The organism is Pseudogemmobacter sp. TB195 (assembly GCF_058313095.1).
Map to the genome: position 1 here is coordinate 76,334 of NZ_JBZEGG010000003.1, position 16,598 is coordinate 92,931.

The window sequence follows — 16,598 nt, forward strand, 5'->3', positions numbered from 1 at the left end:
ATCGTCTGATCTGTCGCATAAACCGCGTCGCCGCCAAAGGCAAAGGTCCGAAATGAAACGGCCCCGGAGATATCTCCGGGGCCGTTTCAGATTCAGGAGTGTCACATCAGCTCAGTGGCTGTGCGAACGGTCCCAGTCCTCACGCTTGGGAAGCGTTTCGAACGTATGCTCCGGCGGCGGGCAGGGCAGGGTCCATTCCAGCGTGTCGGCATATTCGTTCCAGTAGTTGTTCTCGGTCACGCGGCGGCCTGCAAGCAGGGTGTAGAACACGATGCCGATGAAGAAGAGGAACGAAGCAAACGAGATGAACGCACCGATCGACGAGATGTAGTTCCAGTATTCGAACTGCACCGGGTAGTCGATATAGCGGCGCGGCATGCCCTGACGGCCAAGGAAGTGCTGCGGGAAGAAGGTCAGGTTCGCGCCGATGAACATCGCCCAGAAATGCAGTTTGCCTGCGAATTCCGGGTATTGCCGACCCGACATCTTGCCGATCCAGAAATAGACGGCAGCGAAGATCCCGAACACGGCACCAAGGCTCATCACATAGTGGAAATGGGCCACGACGTAATAGGTGTCATGGTAGCCACGGTCCAGCGGCGCCTGCGACAGGACCACACCGGTCACACCGCCGACGGTGAAGAGGAAGAGGAAGCCGAAGGCGAAGAGCATCGGCGTCTTGAACTCGACCGAGCCGCCCCACATGGTCGCGATCCAGCTGAACACTTTGATGCCGGTGGGCACCGCGATGATCATGGTCGCCATCATGAAGTAGCTCTGCTGCGACAGCGACATGCCGACGGTATACATGTGGTGAGCCCAGACGACGAAGCCCAGAACACCGATCCCGACCATCGCATAGACCATCGGCAGATATCCGAAGACCGGCTTTTTCGAGAAGGTCGCAACCACCTGGGAGATGACGCCGAAGGCCGGCAGCACGATGATATAGACTTCCGGATGGCCGAAGAACCACAGGATATGCTGGTAGAGGATCGGGTCGCCGCCGCCTTCGGGCACGAAGAACGAGGTGCCGAAGTTCCGGTCGGTCAAGAGCATGGTGATCGCACCGGCCAGAACCGGCAAAGCGAGCAGGATCAGCCAGGCGGTCACAAAGACCGACCAGGCGAACAGCGGCACCTTATGCATGGTCATGCCAGGCGCGCGCATATTGAGGAAGGTGGTGATGATATTGATCGAGCCCACGATCGAGGACGCCCCCGAAAGGTGAACCGCGAAGATCGCCAGATCCATCGAGAAACCGGCTTCTTTTTCCGAGAGCGGCGGGTAAAGCACCCAGCCCACGCCCGATCCCGGCTGCCCGTCACCGCCCGGCGCAAAGAGCGAGGCCACGGCCAGCGCGGTCCCTGCAACATAGAGCCAGTAAGAGAGGTTGTTCATGCGCGGGAACGCCATATCCGGCGCGCCGATCTGCAGCGGCATGAAATAGTTGCCGAAACCGCCGAACAAAGCCGGAATCACCACGAAGAACATCATCAGGATGCCATGCGCGGTGACGGTCACGTTCCACAGATGGCCGTTCGGAGTACATTCTCCGGGCGCCGCTGCGGTCAGACGCATTCCTTCGGCGCACATATACTGTACGCCCGGCTCCATCAGCTCCATCCGCATATAGACGGTGAAGATGACCGAGATCAGCCCGACGATTGCCGCCGTGAACAGATAGAGAATCCCGATATCTTTGTGGTTGGTGGACATGAACCAGCGGACAAAAAATCCGCGCTTGTCATGGTCATGCCCGTGGATGGCTGCATCCGCCATAGGCGTCTCCCGCTATTGCACTTCGGCCCCACGCCCGGGCTTACGCCTGTGGCTGGGGCCTCATTCCCTTGCTGATCCGTGTTTAGCGGGCGCGGCGAAGGGCCGCAACGATGAATTGATCAGGATCAAATTCGCCAGGGGGCAGGGCCCGGCCTGTGGCACGAACACACTGAAGTGCCGGGTTTCAGCGCCTCTGTCGGGGGGCGATGGCGGCTGGCTGCGGCGGCTCAGCCCGGTTTTCCCGGCAGTTTCGCCAGCGGATGATGATTGAACACGAGGTCCTTCAGCTCATCTTCCAGCACATGGGTATAGATCTCGGTGGTGCCAAGATCGGCATGACCGAGAAGGGTCTGGATGACCCGCAGATCGGCACCACCTGCCAGCAGATGCGTCGCGAAAGCGTGGCGCAGCACATGCGGGGTCACCTTTACCGGTGAGATGCCGGCGGCAACCGCCATCGCCTTGATCAGTACGAAAAAGCTCTGCCGGGTCATATGCCCGTCCGCACCACTCCCCGGGAAGAGGTATTTCGATACCGGCTGGCCTGCGGCTTTCTGTGCGGCCTCGCGCGCATCCAGCGCGGTCAGCCAGTCCGCAACAGCCGCGCGCGCCGGCGGCGAGAGCGGCACCATCCGTTCCTTGTCGCCCTTGCCGCGGACCAGGATCATCGCCGGATTGCCGCGCACTGCCGCCTGGGGAAGGGTCACCAGCTCGCTCACCCGCATTCCGGTGGCATAAAGCAGCTCCATCAGCGCAGTATTGCGCAGCCGGTCTGCCGGTGTGCGGCCATGTCCGGCTGCGGCATCCAGCAGCCGGGTGATCTCTTCGACCGAAAGCGTCTTCGGCAGGCTTTTCGATTTGCCGGGGCCGGAAATCCGCAGCCCGGGATTATCCTCGCGCCAGCCTTCCTCAAAGGCGAAGCGGTAAAGCTGGCGAATCGAAGAGAGCCGTCGCGCGCGTGTCGCGGCCGAAAGCCCCTGGGCGTCACAATGGACCAGATAGGCCTCGATGGTCATACGGTCGAGCGTCGCGATATCATGACCCCCGGCCGCGACCCATTCGGCGAAATCCTTAAGGTCGCGGCCATAGGCAAGGCTGGTATTGCGTGCCGCGCCTGCTTCGGCTGCGATCGCATCGAGAAAGGTCGAGATCCAGCGCCAGGCCGGATTGACCGGTGGCTTCATCCCTTTTGCGCCAGCTGTCGGGCCTGCCATCGGCTCAGCCCCGCCGCTCGAGGATCATCAGTTCCAGCGCGGTGCGGCGGGCGACATTCTCCAGTTTCACCTTGCGCAACAGCGACAGCCCGCGCGTTACCCCCGAGACATTTCCGTCAACGCCGCGCTGGATGTCTTCGATTGCCAGCAAAATCGCCTCGCCGAGCCGCATCCCTTCCAGCAGCATACGCGCCTCATCCGAGAGTTCCGGCGTCAGGAAGGCCGGGGCGATGGCGCGGCCCATCATGTCCGGCGCGCGCAGCCCGGCAATATCGCCAAGCGCCAGCCCTGTCAGGAAGATCTCGGTCTCGTCCAGCGCCTTATGCGCGCTGGCGATGGTCTCGTATTGCGGCGACAGCAATCCGATGCGGAAGGCGATCCGCGCGACATCCGGCGGCAGATCCAGCGCGGCAAGCGCCGGCCCGTAAAGCGAGGCGAAAGGCACTTCGAGCTCGGCTTCCTGCATCCTCGCCCAGACCGGCGGCAATGCCGCCGCAATCCGGGTCTTGTCTTTCGACTGCATCGCTGCATCGAAGGCCTGGAACGCATCGACCCGGTCCCAGACCCCGCCCGACGCTGCCGCGTCGCGTTCGGTATAGAGCCCAAGCAAGACATTGGGCGCGATGGTGCCGGCGCGGGTCAGCCGCTCGGCGGCCTCGATCTGGGCCTTCCAGCCCGATTGCGGCCCGATCTCGGCATAGGCGAATGCGATGGGCATCCGCCCGGTGGGAATGGTCTCGCCAATCGCTTCGTAAAGCTTCCAGTCCAGCGGTGTCACCGGGCTTGGCGGCGGGGGCACAGTATCGGCCTCGAACAGGTCGGGGTCGAGAAAACGCGACAAAAGCGCGCTCTGCGCCTTGTCGACATCGCCAAGCGCATCGGCGCTGGTCAGGGTCAGCGCGGCTGCATCCCATTCCCCGCCACGCGCGAGGCAAAAGACATGGGCCGGCAGCGTCGGGGCCAGCCCCGGGGCCTTTTGCATCCTCTCGCAGGCCTTGTCCTCGCGCCCGGTCAGGATCGCGATGTCGAAAGCGCGGCGGAACAGATCGGGCGTCCCATCCCCCGCAATGTCGATCAGCGCCGCCGCCTGTTCCAGCGCGCCGATCTGCAAAAGCTTGTCGATCCGGGCCAGAAGAAGGCGCCCGTCATTGCCGGCGTCAATCGGCGGATCGGCCTCGGCCAGCAACATGGTCAGGAAAAGCTGGCGCAGCGCCGGCAGGCTTTCCATCCGGTCGCGGATCACGGCGCGGGCAATCTCATCCGAGAGCCCCGCGCCCCAGAGATTGCGCGGCAGGCCCGAGACCGATGGTGAAATCAGCCCGACGGAATCGGGCGACGGGATATCGAGCGAGGTCGAGGACACCGTCACCGGCAGCGCGCCTTCGCTGGTCACCGGTGGCTCGATGGTCTTGACCGGACCGGGAAGCTTGCCCGCTTTGCCTGCGCCCGGCGTGCTGACCGATTGCGACAGCCAGTCGATCGCCGAGAGCGGATCATCACCGGCCGCAAAAGCCGGAGCGCCGCCCATGCTGCAGGCGAGGCCAACTACCCCCGACGCCATCAGCCGGCGCAGCGCCCCCCCGGCGCCGGGATGCGGCGCGGATCGGGAAATCGCCCGCGGCAGCAGCGCGCAAAAGCGATCAACTCGCATCCAGCACCACAGGTTTTGTCACTTCGGCCGGTGTCGGTGTCATATCGACGAGATAGGCATAGGCGGCCAGCGCCGCAAAGCCGAGAATCGCCAGAACCAGCAATGCCTTGATAATCCGCCCCATAAACCAGTCCCTTTGTATTCGCCTGTCTCAGCGCTGCCTCGCGGACAGGTAATTCCTGCCGATCCGGTCCTTTTCCCGCCTGATCGTCTGCCCGCCGGGTGAATATATATGGCTTTCCGGCCAAGATCACGCCATTGGAGAACGAAAAGCGCGGCGGCTTACCGTGATCCCCGCCGCGTTCACGCGATGGTGAAGGCAATGTATCGACTGAAAAAGACCGTCGCCATGGTCGGTATGATGGGGGCGGGGAAAACCGCCGTCGGAACGGCGCTGGCGAAACTGCTGAAAGTGCCCTTTGTCGATTCGGATGAAGAAATCGTCAAAGCCGCAGATCGCAGCATTGCCGAGATCTTTGAACGCGATGGCGAGCCTTTCTTTCGCGACCGCGAATTCGAGGTGATCGGCCGGCTGTTGCGCGGCCGCCCTGCGGTGCTCTCGACCGGGGGCGGCGCATTTCTGGCTGTCCGCAACCGCGACCAGATTGCGGAACACGGGATCTCGGTCTGGCTGAAGGCCGAGCCCGAAGTCCTGTGGCAGCGCGTGCGGCATAAGACCACGCGGCCCTTGCTGCGCACCGCCAACCCGCGCCAGACGCTCATGGAGCTTTGTGCCGCGCGCGAGCCGTCTTACCAGCTTGCCGATCTGGCGGTGGATTCGGCAGCCGGCCTTACGGTCGAACAGATGGCGGCGCGGGTGGTCGAGGCGCTGGTGATGCGCCCCGATGTGCTGGAAGAACTCTGACGGGAATCCGGAGAAGAACATGTTGAATATTGTGCCGGTCAATCTGGGCGAGCGCTCCTATGAGGTCCGGATCGGCCCTGGCCTGATCGATAATGCTGGCGCAGCAATTCTGCCGATGCTGCGCAGAAAGAAGCTGGCCGTGGTCACCGATGAGACCGTGGGCGCGCTGCATCTGGAACGGCTCAGGGCCGGTTTTGCCACTGTCGGCATCGAAATATCCCATATGGCGCTGCCGGCGGGCGAGGCGACCAAATCCTGGCGTTCGCTGTCGCAGACCGTAGAATGGCTGCTGGAACAAAAGGTCGAGCGCAAGGATGTCGTGGTCGCTTTTGGCGGCGGTGTGATCGGGGATCTCGTCGGTTTCGCTGCGGCTGTGCTGCGTCGCGGCGTTCGATTCGTGCAAATCCCGACCTCGCTGCTGGCCCAGGTCGACAGTTCCGTCGGCGGCAAGACCGGGATCAACACGCCCCAGGGCAAGAACCTGGTCGGCGCTTTCCACCAGCCTTCGCTGGTGCTGGCCGATATCGGTGTGCTGGAAACGCTGACGCCGCGCGACTTCCTTGCGGGCTATGGCGAGGTGGTGAAATACGGCCTTCTTGGGGACCCGCTGTTCTTTGAATGGCTGGAAGCTGAAGGTCCGGCGCTGGCGCGCGGCGACCGCGAGGCGCGGCTGAAGGCGGTGACGCGTTCGGTCGAGATGAAGGCCGGCATCGTCGAGCGCGACGAGACCGAAGAGGGCGAGCGCGCGCTTCTGAATCTGGGACATACCTTCTGTCACGCGCTGGAAAACGCGACTGGCTATTCCGGCCGGCTTTTGCATGGCGAGGGCGTGGCCATCGGTTGCGCGCTGGCATTCGAGCTGTCGCAGCGGCTTGGCCTTTGCGCCCAGGAGGCGCCGAGCCGGGTCCGTGCCCATCTTAAATCGATGGGGATGAAGACCGATCTCGCTGATATCGAAGGCGATCTTCCCGATGCCGAGGGGCTCTTGCGCCTGATGGGCCAGGACAAGAAAGTGGTCGACGGCAAGCTGCGCTTCATCCTCGCGCAGGGCATTGGTGAGGCTTTCGTGGCCGATGATGTGCCACCGGATATGGTGCTTTCTGTGCTGCGGGACGCGCTGGCGCAGCGCTGAGGCTTTACCTGCCAGAAAGGTTCGATATACTTGTCGAAACATAACGCATCGACCTGAGAGGCTGCCATGAAGCTCGGCTATATTTCTGCTGGCCCCGAGGGCGAAACCGACCTGCTGCTCCAGGAAGTCGCGCGCCGCCTGAGCGCGCATGGTCTGACAACGGCGGGTACGGTGCAGATCAACACGCTGCGCCCGGGGCGCACAAAAAGCGACATGGATCTCTGGGTTTTGCCCGAAGGGCCGCAGATCCGCATCAGCCTTGACCGCGGCGACGCGGCGACCGGCTGTCGGCTCGACACGTCGGCGCTGGAAGAGGCAGCGGTGATCGTGGCGCAGCGACTTGGCGCGGCGGATGTGCTGATGGTCAACAAGTTCGGCAAGCAGGAGGCCGATGGTCATGGCCTCGCCGATTCCGTGGCCGAGGCGCTCGGGGACGGCAAGCCCGTGCTCTGCGGCATGGCGGATCACTTTCTCGAAGGCTTCCTGAACTACGCCGCCGGCCATGCCGAGGAATTGCCCCGCGAAGCCGATCAGGTTTTTGCCTGGGTGCTGGAAGCGCATCAGGCCCGGCTCGCAACCGTCTGAGCTGGTGGGGGAAGGTCAGGGCAAACCCTGTCTTTGCCGGGGGAACGGCGGATCTTTGCCTCGGGGCTGACAGTCCGATATCGATCTTTACCCGCACCCGCGATGATACGGCGACATGGTCGCCGGTTGGCCACCGGCGCGATCCGGACCAATTGCTGCAAGGCAGCATGACGCAACCCGACGGGACGCAATCCCGTCCGCGCGATGCGTCAGATCTCGCCCGGATCGGGCAAATGCATCGCGGCGGGCCTTGGTTTTTACAGGTCACGGCATTCCTGGCCATTGCGCGATCTTCTGGGGCCGCGCGCGCGGGATCCTGCGCCTGTGCACCAGGTGACGGCGCCGGTCACGCGCGGCAATCTTGAGGTGACGGCTATTGCCACCGGCACTGTGCAGCCGGGCATATGGGGCGCGATGTCGTCCGAGCTTTTCGGCAGGTTTGCCGCAGTCGAGGCCGATTTCCACCCGACAGTTGCTTCGGGCAAGGTGCTGGCGCGGCTGCACTGCACCAGACTAAACGCCCAGTTGCTGAATTCCGAGGCTCAGCTGACCGCCTCACGGACGCGGCTCGTATCCGCGCAAGCCACCGTGATCAGGACCGCTGATTGGTTTGACACTGCCGAGGCGCTGGACCTACGTGGGTCGGCCCGGTTCGCTACTCATCGCCGCCTGCGCGGCCTGTGAGTGCGCGCTCGCCTCGGTCAGCGCCGATCCTGATAAGGCGGAGATCCGTTTGTCCATTGACGGGATTGCGCTGGACCGCGCGAGCGGGAAGGGACAGATCCTTGCCGCCGCGCCGAATGGGCCGGTGCTGTTCATGCTGGCCGTGGAACTGCGGCGGATTGAGCTGCGCGTTTCCGTCGATTAGGCAGATACCGGCCATGAGGCGCCGGGGCAGGAGGCAAGCTTTCCCGGTGATGCCTGACCCGGGCTGCGCGGTCCGGGGGCGGGTATGGCCTCCGGGGTATGCGTGCTGCTATGTGACTTGCCGACGCGGCTCAGGGCAGTGCCGTGATCGACCGGCTGCCGGCATCGATGCGAGCGCTGACGATCTGCGCGAGGGAGATCAGGTGATCCCGTCGCAACGGGACGCCCGCTGCAGGCACCGACGCTGGCTCCCGGCTTTGCGCGCGGCGTGGCTGGATGCGATCAAGGCGCTCAGGCAGCAAGTGCGGCGGCTCTGCGCCGGGGGGGAGGCGAGGAAGCTGTGGATGGATTCTCAACTGCGGTTCCCATCTGAGAACGTGCATGCTAAAATCCGGGCATGAAAGCAAAACATTCCGATCAGGCGGCCAGTCAGGCAGCAAGAATGACCCAGGCGCTCCGCGATGGCGGGGTGCGGGTGACCCGGCAACGCGAGGCGCTGGTCCGGGTCCTGACCGAATCCGCCGATCACCCGGATGCGACCGAGCTGCATCGCCGCGCGCAGGTGATCGATGACACGGTGTCTCTGGCGACAGTCTACCGCACGCTGACCGTGCTGGAACGCGAGGGCGTGATCCATCGCCATTCGTTTGAAAACGGCTCGGCCCGGTTCGAGGTCGCGGCCCAGGGGCATCATGATCATATCCTCGATCTCGAAAGTGGCGAGATCATCGAATTCCACAGTGAGAAGATCGAGGAATTGCAGCGCCGGATCGCCGCCGAGATGGGCTATGAGATCGTCCATCACCGGCTGGAGCTGTATTGCCGCAAGGTCTGAAGGGTTTGGCCGGGGAGTGGGGGGCCTGCCCCCAAGCGGCCTTCGCCCTCCCCGGGGGGTATCTGGGTCAGGAGGAAGGGTTATTCCGCGGCAAGATTGCGGCGCGGCGCTGGGGTGAGGCTCTCGAGCCTTGCCGAGAGGCCTTCGATGCGGGCTGCGAGGTCCTCAGGGGCGGGGGCCTCTGGTTCGCGCTCCGGGCTGCCGATCAGACGGCCGAAGATCCAGGCGAAGAGGCGCGAGATATCGTCCATGATCAGGTAGAAGGCCGGCACGATCACGAGGCTGAGGACCGTTGAGACGATGATGCCGCCGGTGACCGCGATGGCCATCGGCGCGCGGAAGGTTCCGCCCTCGCCAACCCCGAGCGCCGAAGGCAGCATCCCCGCCGACATCGCGATTGAGGTCATGACGATGGGGCGGGCACGTTTATGGCCGGCCTCGACCACGGCGGCGATCCGCTCCATGCCGCGCGCGCGCATCTCGATGGCGAAATCGATCAGCAGGATGGCGTTTTTCGTGACAATCCCCATCAGCATCAGAATGCCGATCAGCACCGGCATTGAGACCGGGTTATTGGTGACGATCAGGGCGATGGCGACGCCTCCGACCGAGAGGAGCAGCGAGGCAAGGATGGTGACTGGCTGGATGACCGAGCGGAACAGAAGGATCAGCACCGACAGCACCAGCATCAGCCCCATGATCATCGCATTGGCGAAACTGTCGAGGAGTTCGGCCTGGATCTCGGCATCGCCCGAGGGGCGCAGGATGACGCCGTCTGGCAGGTCGAGCGCGGAAGTCAGTGCCTCGAACCGGGCGGTGGCATCGCCGAGCGCGATCCCGGGGGCGAGGTCAGCGCCGATCTGCGCAACCCGGAGCCGGTTCAGCCGTTTGATCTGCGCCGGGCCCTGCGAGATCGCGATATCGGCGACCGAGGCCAGCGGCACCAGAATGCCTGTGGCGGTCTGCACCTTCAGCGCGGCCAGCCGGTCCGGGTCGCCGCGCGCCTCGTCATTCAGCCGCACCCGGATCGGGATCAGGCGGTTGTCGATCGAGAGCTTGGCAAGCGCCGCATCGAAATCGCCGATGGTGGCGGTGCGCAGGGTGGCCGCAATGGCGCCGGTGGTGACGCCAAGCCGCGCGGCCTCTTCAAGGCGGGGGGTGACGCGGATCTCGGGGCGCGGCAGCGTGGCCTCGGTCGAGACATTCATCAGGAGCGGCTCGCCGGCCAGCGCGCTTTCCAGCTGCTCGATGGCTTTGGACAGCGCGTCTGCGTCAGGCGAGAGGATGTCATAGGCGAGAGGCCGGCCGCCCGGGCCTCCGGGGCCGCCGAGCTTGAAGGCGCGGATATCGGGGATCGCGGCGAGGCGGGTCAGGACTTCGGCCTCGATCACGTCCTGGGGGCGGGTGCGGGTGTCAGAGGGCGGCAGTGTCGCCCAGGATCCGATCAGCGGCAGCTGGCCGGCCACATCTGAGAGCCGTCGCAGGAGGCTGACATCGCGGCGTTCCAGCAGCACGGTGATAGTGGCGCGGCGCAGTTCGCGGTCGCCCAGAGGCGAGGCGCCGCCGGTGACGAGGATATGCTCGATGCCTTCGGTCGGCGCGATGGCCGCACGCATCGCTTCGGTCATGCGGTCGGTTTCAGAAAGGCCCGAGCCGGGCGGCAGTTCGACCGAGATGGTGAAGCGGCTTTCGTCATCAGGCGGGAAGAGGTTGCCGGGGATCCGCGACATGGCGATCACCGAGCCGGTCACCAGCACGATGGCAAAGATCAGGGTCAGGTAGCGGGCGAGAAAGCGCCAGCGGCCCATGCGGGCGGGGCCGGTGCTCAGCCGCACGAGCCGCATATAGAAGCGCATCACCGGACCATCCCGATGCTCATCCATATGGCCTTCGGCATCTTTCGGCCGCATGATATAGGCTGACATCATCGGCGTGATCAGCCGCGCAACCAGCAGTGAGAAGAACACCGCGACCGCGACCGTCAGCCCGAATTGCATGAAGTACTGTCCGGGAATGCCGGGCATGAAAGAGACCGGCACGAAAACCGCGATGATCGTCGCAGAGGTCGAAATCACCGCGAGGCCGATCTCATCCGCCGCATCAATCGAGGCGCGCCAGGGCGATTTCCCCATCCGCATATGCCGCGCGATATTCTCGATCTCGACAATCGCATCATCGACGAGGATCCCTGTCGCCAGCGTCAATGCGAGGAAGGACAGAAGGTTCAGCGAAAAGCCGATCATGTCCATCACGAGGAAGGTCGGCACGGCCGACAAAGGCAGCGCGACGGCGGCGATAAAGGTCGCGCGCCAGTTCCTGAGAAAAGCCAGTACGACCAGAACCGCAAGGATCGAGCCCTCGATCAGCGTATCAAGGGCGGCTTGGTAATTGCCCTGGGTATAATAGACCTGATCGTCGATCAGGGAAATCTGCACTTCCGGGTGATCTGCACGCACCCGGGTCAGCGCCTCGGCCACAGTGGCCGCGACCGAGACCTCGGACGCGCCTTTCGAGCGGTAGACCGCCAGCGCCACCACCGGATTGCCGTCCTGGCGCACAAAGCTCTGCGGATCGCCGTAACCGTCGCGGACCTCGCCCAGATCGGCGAGGCGGACGAAACGGCCATTCGGCAGCGCGATGGTCGCATCCGCCAGGCCCTGCACCGTCTGCTGGTTCCCCAGCGTGCGGATCGCCTGTTCGCCACCGCCGAATTCGGTCTTGCCCGATCCGAGATCGGCATTGGTCTGCGCGAGCTGCTGGCTGACCGCCAGCGCGGTGATGCCATAGCTGCCAAGGCGCAGCGGATCGAGATCGACACGGATCTCGCGGTCGACCCCGCCATAGCGGCTGACCTGGCCCACGCCCGGGCGGCCCTGCAATGCGCGGGTCAGCGAATCATCGGTGAACCAGGACAATTCCTCGATGGTCATGGCGGAGGAGGAAACCGCGAAGGTCTGGATCGCCTGGCCTTCGACATCGACCTTGGTGACGATGGGGGTCTCGACATCGGCGGGCAGATCGCCGGTGATGCGGTCAATCGCATCCTTGACGTCCTGGACCGCCGTTTCTGTCGGGATCTCCATACGAAACTCGATCAGCGTGGTCGAAAGCCCGTCCGAGATATTCGAAGTGACATTCTTTACCCCGTTCAGCCCGGCGACGGCATCCTCGATCTCTTTGCTGACCTGGGTTTCCAGCTCTGCCGGTGCGGCGCCGGCCTGGGCGACGGTGACCGAGACCAGCGGCAGGTCGATATTGGGAAAGCGCGTGATCGGCAGTTTGTTGAAACTTTGCCAGCCAAGCGCCATCAGCAGGACAAAGGCAAGGATTGGCGCGACGGGGTTGCGGATCGCCCAGGCAGAGAAATTCATCCGATATTCCTCACTGCACCTGATCGGGGATGGCCCGATCTTTGGGGGCCGGAGCTCCGGCGAGTGAGGCTTCCGTGACCGGATTGACCTTCTCGCCCGGGCGGATGAAGGCGCCGGCGCGGGTGATGACCAGATCTCCGGGGCGCAGATCGCCCGCAGCAAGCCCGGCAAGCCCCTGATCGCGGATCATCACAACGACCGGGATCTCTTCAACGATCCCATCCCGTACCCGCAAGAGCATTTCGCCGCCCTCTTTGCTGCTGATGGCCGAAAGCGGCACGGCGGCGAGGTGATCCTGGGCCAGCGTTATCGTCGCCTCGGCAAACATGCCCGCCCTGAGCGAGGGTTCGGGCGGCAGGCTGATCCGTGCGCGGCCCTGGCGGGTGGTGGTGTCGATGGCGGGTTCGATCAGGCGCATTGTGCCGTCAAGGGGGCCGGAGAGGCCGGCGGCGCGCAGGCGGGCAGGCTGGCCAGGGCGCAAGGCGGGCAGCGCGGCCTCCGGGACATCGGCACGCAATTCCAGCGCGCCGTCTTTTTCCAGCACGAACATCGGCACCCCTTGCGCCGAGGCGACCGCACCTATGGTGGCATTCCTTGCAGTGATGCGTCCGCCATAGGGGGCCTTTACCTCGGTCCGGGTCAGCATGAGATCGACATTGGCAAGCTGCGCCGCCGCCAGATCGGCCTGCGCCTTTGCGGCCGCCAGGGTCTCATGCGCCAGATCAACCCGCGCTTCGGCCGCCTGGAGCGCCGCCGCCGCGCTGTCGGAGGCCGCCGAAGTCGCGGTGCCCTGAGCCTCAAGCCTGGCAGTGCGCTCAGAGACCCGTTTTGCCTCGTCCCGCGCGGCGCGGGCCTCGATCTGCTGCGCCTCGGACTGGGCAATCGCCGCCTTCGCCTGGGCCAGACCGGCAAGGCTTTGCGCGCGCTGGAGGTCGAGCGACGATGAGGACAGCACCGCCAGCACCGCGCCGGTTTCGACATAATCGCCGATATCGGCGCGCAGCTCCTCGATGGGCTGACCTTCGATCAGCGGCTGTACCTGGACCTCTTCGACCGCAGCGATCAGCCCGGTGACGATCAGGCGCTGGGTCAGATCCTGCATCGTGACCGGGGTGACATGGATCGCCGGCAGCGCAATCCCGGGCGCCGGCTGGTCTTCGGCCAGCAGCGGGAAAGCGGGCAGAGCGGCAAGGGCGGCAATCGCAAGAAGCTGGCGCATCGGTCAACCGTGAGCAGGAGCGAGGGGGATATCGTCAAGGATCTGGTCAATGCTGCGCCGGATGAGCCGGGACAGCGTCGGGTCGGGGCTGAGGTCAGAGCGCTGGCCATAGCCGCGCAGCACCAGGACCACAAAGCGGGCCTGCGAGGTGAAACGGGCGCGGCAGATCTCTGGTGCAAGCCCGGAGACCGCGGCGAAAACCTCTAGCAGCATGTCGCAGACGGTTTCTTCCATCCGCTGACAGGCCGTGGAAATCTCGGATTGCCGGAGCGCGCTCGCCGAGATCTCAGCCGCCAGCCGGCAATCATCCGGGCCCGTCTCTTCCAGATGCTGCGCGATGCCGGCGCGCAGCGCCGCCATCTTGTCGGGCGCGGCCAGCACGGCTTCGAATTGCGCGCGCACCTCATCGACATCCTGGGCGACCAGCGCTTCGACGATCGCGGTTTTCGACGGGAAATAGCGGTAGAAATTACCGACACTCATCCCGGCGGCGCGGGCGAGGTCATTCATCGACGTGCCGTCAAAGCCTTTCGCGGCAAAGGTACTGCGGATCGCGGTGAGGATCCCGGCGCTGCGGGGCTGGATCGCGCCAGGACCGGGGGCGGGTGCGGCAGGGGATTCCATCAGGGGCTTTCTTGCGGCAATAGGAGGGGAGGGTGTGAATGAACGTTCATTCTCATAATGCAGGCCGCAAGCGACTCTGCAAGTGCAAATCCTGCCGGACTGTGGCAGAAGCCGCCCATATGGGCCGGAGACGGGCGAAAATCCGCAGGCGGGCCCGGGATGCGGCAGGAGATGGTGATGCAGGACCGGTTCTCGTTCGAGGTGAAGGCGACAGATGGCGCGGCGCGGCAGGGGGTGATTCATACGCCCCGTGGCGATATCCGCACGCCTGCTTTCATGCCGGTCGGCACGGCGGCGACTGTGAAGGCAATGATGCCGGACTCGGTTGCCGCGACCGGGGCGGATATCCTGCTCGGAAATACCTATCACCTGATGCTGCGCCCCGGGGCGGAACGGATCGACCGGCTTGGCGGGCTGCATAAATTCATGACCTGGCAAAAGCCGATCCTCACCGATTCCGGCGGCTTCCAGGTCATGAGCCTCGCGGGGCTGAGGAAACTGACCGAGGAAGGCGTGACGTTTTCCAGCCATGTTGACGGATCGAAACACATGCTCTCGCCCGAGCGCTCGATGGAGATCCAGAAACTGCTGGGATCGGATATCGTGATGTGTTTCGACGAATGCCCGGCGCTGCCTGCGACCGAGGAAGAGGTCGCGAAGTCGATGCGGCTCTCGATGCGCTGGGCACAGCGCTCGCGCGATGCCTTTGGCGACCGGCCCGGGCATGCGCTGTTCGGCATCATGCAGGGCGGCGTGACGCGGGATCTGCGCGAGGAATCCGCCAAAGCCCTGACAGAGATCGGCTTTGACGGCTATGCGGTCGGCGGCCTTGCGGTGGGCGAGGGGCAGGAGGCGATGTTCGGCGTTCTCGACTACGCCCCCGGGTTCCTGCCAGATGACAAGCCTCGTTACCTGATGGGTGTCGGCAAGCCCGACGACATCGTCGGCGCGGTCGAGCGCGGCATCGACATGATGGATTGCGTGCTGCCGTCCCGGTCAGGACGCACCGGCCAGGCCTGGACGCGGCGCGGCCAGGTGAACATCAAGAACGCCCGCCACCAGGACGACCCGCGCCCGCTGGATGAGGCTTGCACCTGCCCGGCCTGCCGCAACTATTCCCGCGCCTATCTGCATCACGTGTTGCGCAGCCAGGAAATCATCGCCTCGATGCTGCTGACCTGGCACAATTTGCATTATTACCAGGAGCTGATGCAGGGACTGAGGGACGCCATCGGCGCAGGGCAGCTGTCGTCTTTTGTCGCAGATTTCCATGCAAAACGGGCAGAAGGCGATATCGAGCCGCTTTGAACAGGTGCAGGCCGCAAAAGTCAGCGCGGCGGCATTTGCGGGACACCTGTGGCGAGCAGAGAGCGATCCCGGCGCCCGTTTGCCCGTGCGGCGTAGCCGTCATTCACCTCGCGGGCGATGCAGCTTAGCGCCATACCGAGGCGCAGCATCGGATATGCGCCGCGGACGGTTTCCTGCCAGGAGATCTTGCTGCTGCCATCCGGGCCGGGACTGACCTCAAAAAACAATGTGCCGCCGAGCGTTCTGAGGGCCGTTTTCCCATCGGGATCCCAAATCTGAGATTCCATGCTGATCTGCCGTCCCGGCATATAATCGTGAACCGTGACCAGATGCGGGGAATCGCCTTTTCTTTGAAGCATGAAATCGGCGCTGCTCCCCTCGGGGGCGGCGCTGACGGTGCTTTCGGGGTAAAAATAGCGGTCCAGCTGTCCAGGCAGCGGGTAAAGCAGCTTCCAGGCCTCTTCGGGTGGTTCTGGTGAGGTGAAGCGACCCCGATATGGGCCTGCATTGCTGCGCATCCAGTCCGGGCAGGGGCCGACTGAAAAACGACAAACAAGACAGAAACAGGCAAAAAGGATGCTCCACTCCGCCCAGCCTGCAACTTCTCCCCAATGGGTCAGGTCGCGCGGCTTCGGCAGATTTGGACCGATCAGCGCCATCAGCGGTGGCATGATCCGTTCCAGGACCGTGACAATCAGCGCTGTCAGGGCGAGGGAGATGAGCAGGACCTCGATCACGTCGAGAAAGCGCGGCGTGAAAGCCGCAAGAAGCGCGGTGCACAGGGCGATAAAGCCAAAACTGAGAACCGCGATGGCAATGAGCCCCTCTGGCGTTTGCAATCTCTCGACCATGCCCGCGTCGAACTGGTCCATCGCATAAAGCGCAAAGCAAAGCGTCAGGGTGAGCAGGGTGCCGCCGAAGAGCATGCGCTTATATTGGTGAATGATCCGCCTGAGCATGGCCCGGCTCCTGTTTGGTGTCACCTTTTTGTTATCCGGCTTCCGGGCGATGATGTGGCGCGAACAGGGAAAAAATGTCCCGGCTCGGGCTTTGATGGGGATGGAGTTCCGGGTGGCTTCGCCATTTCGGATGCCAACCCCTCTTGCAGAGCCATGCCCGCACGCTATTCTGCTTTGCTGACCCGC

The 16,598-nt window shown here is 64.2% G+C and carries 15 protein-coding genes; 7 read left to right on the forward strand and 8 right to left on the reverse strand.

Annotated elements, in window-relative coordinates; translation table 11 throughout:
- Nucleotides 1-111 precede the first annotated feature (111 nt).
- The 4 genes from ctaD to AC4FS3_RS04685 all read right to left on the reverse strand — a co-directional run bounded on the left by ctaD (nucleotide 112) and on the right by AC4FS3_RS04685 (nucleotide 4,771).
- A complete protein-coding gene (gene ctaD / locus AC4FS3_RS04670) occupies nucleotides 112-1,782 on the reverse strand; it encodes a cytochrome c oxidase subunit I (RefSeq protein ID WP_283178203.1) in 1,671 nt (556 codons plus the stop codon).
- A 227-nt stretch (nucleotides 1,783-2,009) separates the two neighbouring features.
- Entirely contained in the window at nucleotides 2,010-2,996 is a 987-nt protein-coding gene (locus AC4FS3_RS04675) for a site-specific tyrosine recombinase XerD (RefSeq protein ID WP_491019599.1), read from the reverse strand.
- A 4-nt stretch (nucleotides 2,997-3,000) separates the two neighbouring features.
- Entirely contained in the window at nucleotides 3,001-4,647 is a 1,647-nt protein-coding gene (locus AC4FS3_RS04680; RefSeq protein ID WP_491019600.1) for a hypothetical protein, read from the reverse strand.
- Nucleotides 4,637-4,771, reverse strand: coding sequence for a hypothetical protein (locus AC4FS3_RS04685; protein ID WP_092898093.1), 135 nt, complete (start codon nucleotides 4,769-4,771; stop codon nucleotides 4,637-4,639). The genes AC4FS3_RS04680 and AC4FS3_RS04685 overlap by 11 nt, the downstream gene beginning before the upstream one ends.
- A gap of 198 nt (nucleotides 4,772-4,969) precedes the next feature.
- Here AC4FS3_RS04685 and AC4FS3_RS04690 point away from each other — a divergent pair, with 198 nt between their 5' ends.
- The 6 genes from AC4FS3_RS04690 (at nucleotide 4,970) to AC4FS3_RS04715 (ending at nucleotide 8,931) form a co-directional block, all read left to right on the forward strand.
- The gene (locus AC4FS3_RS04690) at nucleotides 4,970-5,512 is read left to right on the forward strand and encodes a shikimate kinase (protein WP_491019601.1); all 543 of its coding nucleotides are present in this window, start codon (nucleotides 4,970-4,972) and stop codon (nucleotides 5,510-5,512) included.
- A gap of 19 nt (nucleotides 5,513-5,531) precedes the next feature.
- Nucleotides 5,532-6,644 carry a 3-dehydroquinate synthase gene (gene aroB / locus AC4FS3_RS04695; protein ID WP_491019602.1) on the forward strand — a complete coding sequence of 371 codons (1,113 nt, stop codon included), beginning with the start codon at nucleotides 5,532-5,534 and terminating at the stop codon, nucleotides 6,642-6,644.
- 66 nt (nucleotides 6,645-6,710) lie between these two features.
- Complete coding sequence (locus AC4FS3_RS04700; protein ID WP_491019603.1) at nucleotides 6,711-7,229, forward strand: DUF2478 domain-containing protein; 519 nt, start codon at nucleotides 6,711-6,713, stop codon at nucleotides 7,227-7,229.
- 324 nt (nucleotides 7,230-7,553) lie between these two features.
- Nucleotides 7,554-7,913, forward strand: coding sequence for a hypothetical protein (locus tag AC4FS3_RS04705; RefSeq protein ID WP_491019604.1), 360 nt, complete (start codon nucleotides 7,554-7,556; stop codon nucleotides 7,911-7,913).
- 49 nt (nucleotides 7,914-7,962) lie between these two features.
- Nucleotides 7,963-8,097, forward strand: a complete 135-nt coding sequence (locus tag AC4FS3_RS04710; RefSeq protein ID WP_491019605.1) for a hypothetical protein — start codon at nucleotides 7,963-7,965, stop codon at nucleotides 8,095-8,097.
- 441 nt (nucleotides 8,098-8,538) lie between these two features.
- Nucleotides 8,539-8,931 (forward strand): Fur family transcriptional regulator, encoded by a 393-nt coding sequence (locus AC4FS3_RS04715; protein WP_491019606.1) that lies wholly within the window; start codon nucleotides 8,539-8,541, stop codon nucleotides 8,929-8,931.
- Between the two features lie 80 nt (nucleotides 8,932-9,011).
- Here AC4FS3_RS04715 and AC4FS3_RS04720 read toward each other — a convergent pair whose 3' ends face one another.
- The 3 genes from AC4FS3_RS04720 to AC4FS3_RS04730 are packed head-to-tail and all read right to left on the reverse strand — an operon-like array spanning nucleotide 9,012 to nucleotide 14,145.
- Nucleotides 9,012-12,302 (reverse strand): efflux RND transporter permease subunit, encoded by a 3,291-nt coding sequence (locus tag AC4FS3_RS04720; protein WP_491019607.1) that lies wholly within the window; start codon nucleotides 12,300-12,302, stop codon nucleotides 9,012-9,014.
- A 10-nt stretch (nucleotides 12,303-12,312) separates the two neighbouring features.
- A complete protein-coding gene (locus AC4FS3_RS04725) occupies nucleotides 12,313-13,521 on the reverse strand; it encodes an efflux RND transporter periplasmic adaptor subunit (protein ID WP_491019608.1) in 1,209 nt (402 codons plus the stop codon).
- A gap of 3 nt (nucleotides 13,522-13,524) precedes the next feature.
- A complete protein-coding gene (locus tag AC4FS3_RS04730; protein ID WP_491019609.1) occupies nucleotides 13,525-14,145 on the reverse strand; it encodes a TetR/AcrR family transcriptional regulator in 621 nt (206 codons plus the stop codon).
- A 177-nt stretch (nucleotides 14,146-14,322) separates the two neighbouring features.
- Between AC4FS3_RS04730 and tgt the strand changes: the two genes are divergently transcribed.
- Nucleotides 14,323-15,453 (forward strand): tRNA guanosine(34) transglycosylase Tgt, encoded by a 1,131-nt coding sequence (gene tgt, locus AC4FS3_RS04735; protein WP_491019610.1) that lies wholly within the window; start codon nucleotides 14,323-14,325, stop codon nucleotides 15,451-15,453.
- A gap of 20 nt (nucleotides 15,454-15,473) precedes the next feature.
- On the opposite strand, the gene AC4FS3_RS04740 is transcribed toward tgt, so the two are convergent.
- A complete protein-coding gene (locus AC4FS3_RS04740; protein WP_491019611.1) occupies nucleotides 15,474-16,412 on the reverse strand; it encodes a hypothetical protein in 939 nt (312 codons plus the stop codon).
- Between the last annotated feature and the right edge of the window lie 186 nt (nucleotides 16,413-16,598).

What these genes read in the sequence shown, in the direction of transcription:
- ctaD (WP_283178203.1), bottom strand. Translation starts at nt 1,782, where the DNA reads ATGGCGGATGCAGCCATCCACGGGCATGACCATGACAAGCGCGGATTT.
- AC4FS3_RS04675 (WP_491019599.1), bottom strand. Translation starts at nt 2,996, where the DNA reads ATGGCAGGCCCGACAGCTGGCGCAAAAGGGATGAAGCCACCGGTCAAT.
- AC4FS3_RS04680 (WP_491019600.1), bottom strand. Translation starts at nt 4,647, where the DNA reads ATGCGAGTTGATCGCTTTTGCGCGCTGCTGCCGCGGGCGATTTCCCGA.
- AC4FS3_RS04685 (WP_092898093.1), bottom strand. Translation starts at nt 4,771, where the DNA reads ATGGGGCGGATTATCAAGGCATTGCTGGTTCTGGCGATTCTCGGCTTT.
- AC4FS3_RS04690 (WP_491019601.1), top strand. Translation starts at nt 4,970, where the DNA reads ATGTATCGACTGAAAAAGACCGTCGCCATGGTCGGTATGATGGGGGCG.
- aroB (WP_491019602.1), top strand. Translation starts at nt 5,532, where the DNA reads ATGTTGAATATTGTGCCGGTCAATCTGGGCGAGCGCTCCTATGAGGTC.
- AC4FS3_RS04700 (WP_491019603.1), top strand. Translation starts at nt 6,711, where the DNA reads ATGAAGCTCGGCTATATTTCTGCTGGCCCCGAGGGCGAAACCGACCTG.
- AC4FS3_RS04715 (WP_491019606.1), top strand. Translation starts at nt 8,539, where the DNA reads ATGACCCAGGCGCTCCGCGATGGCGGGGTGCGGGTGACCCGGCAACGC.
- AC4FS3_RS04720 (WP_491019607.1), bottom strand. Translation starts at nt 12,302, where the DNA reads ATGAATTTCTCTGCCTGGGCGATCCGCAACCCCGTCGCGCCAATCCTT.
- AC4FS3_RS04725 (WP_491019608.1), bottom strand. Translation starts at nt 13,521, where the DNA reads ATGCGCCAGCTTCTTGCGATTGCCGCCCTTGCCGCTCTGCCCGCTTTC.
- AC4FS3_RS04730 (WP_491019609.1), bottom strand. Translation starts at nt 14,145, where the DNA reads ATGGAATCCCCTGCCGCACCCGCCCCCGGTCCTGGCGCGATCCAGCCC.
- tgt (WP_491019610.1), top strand. Translation starts at nt 14,323, where the DNA reads ATGCAGGACCGGTTCTCGTTCGAGGTGAAGGCGACAGATGGCGCGGCG.
- AC4FS3_RS04740 (WP_491019611.1), bottom strand. Translation starts at nt 16,412, where the DNA reads ATGCTCAGGCGGATCATTCACCAATATAAGCGCATGCTCTTCGGCGGC.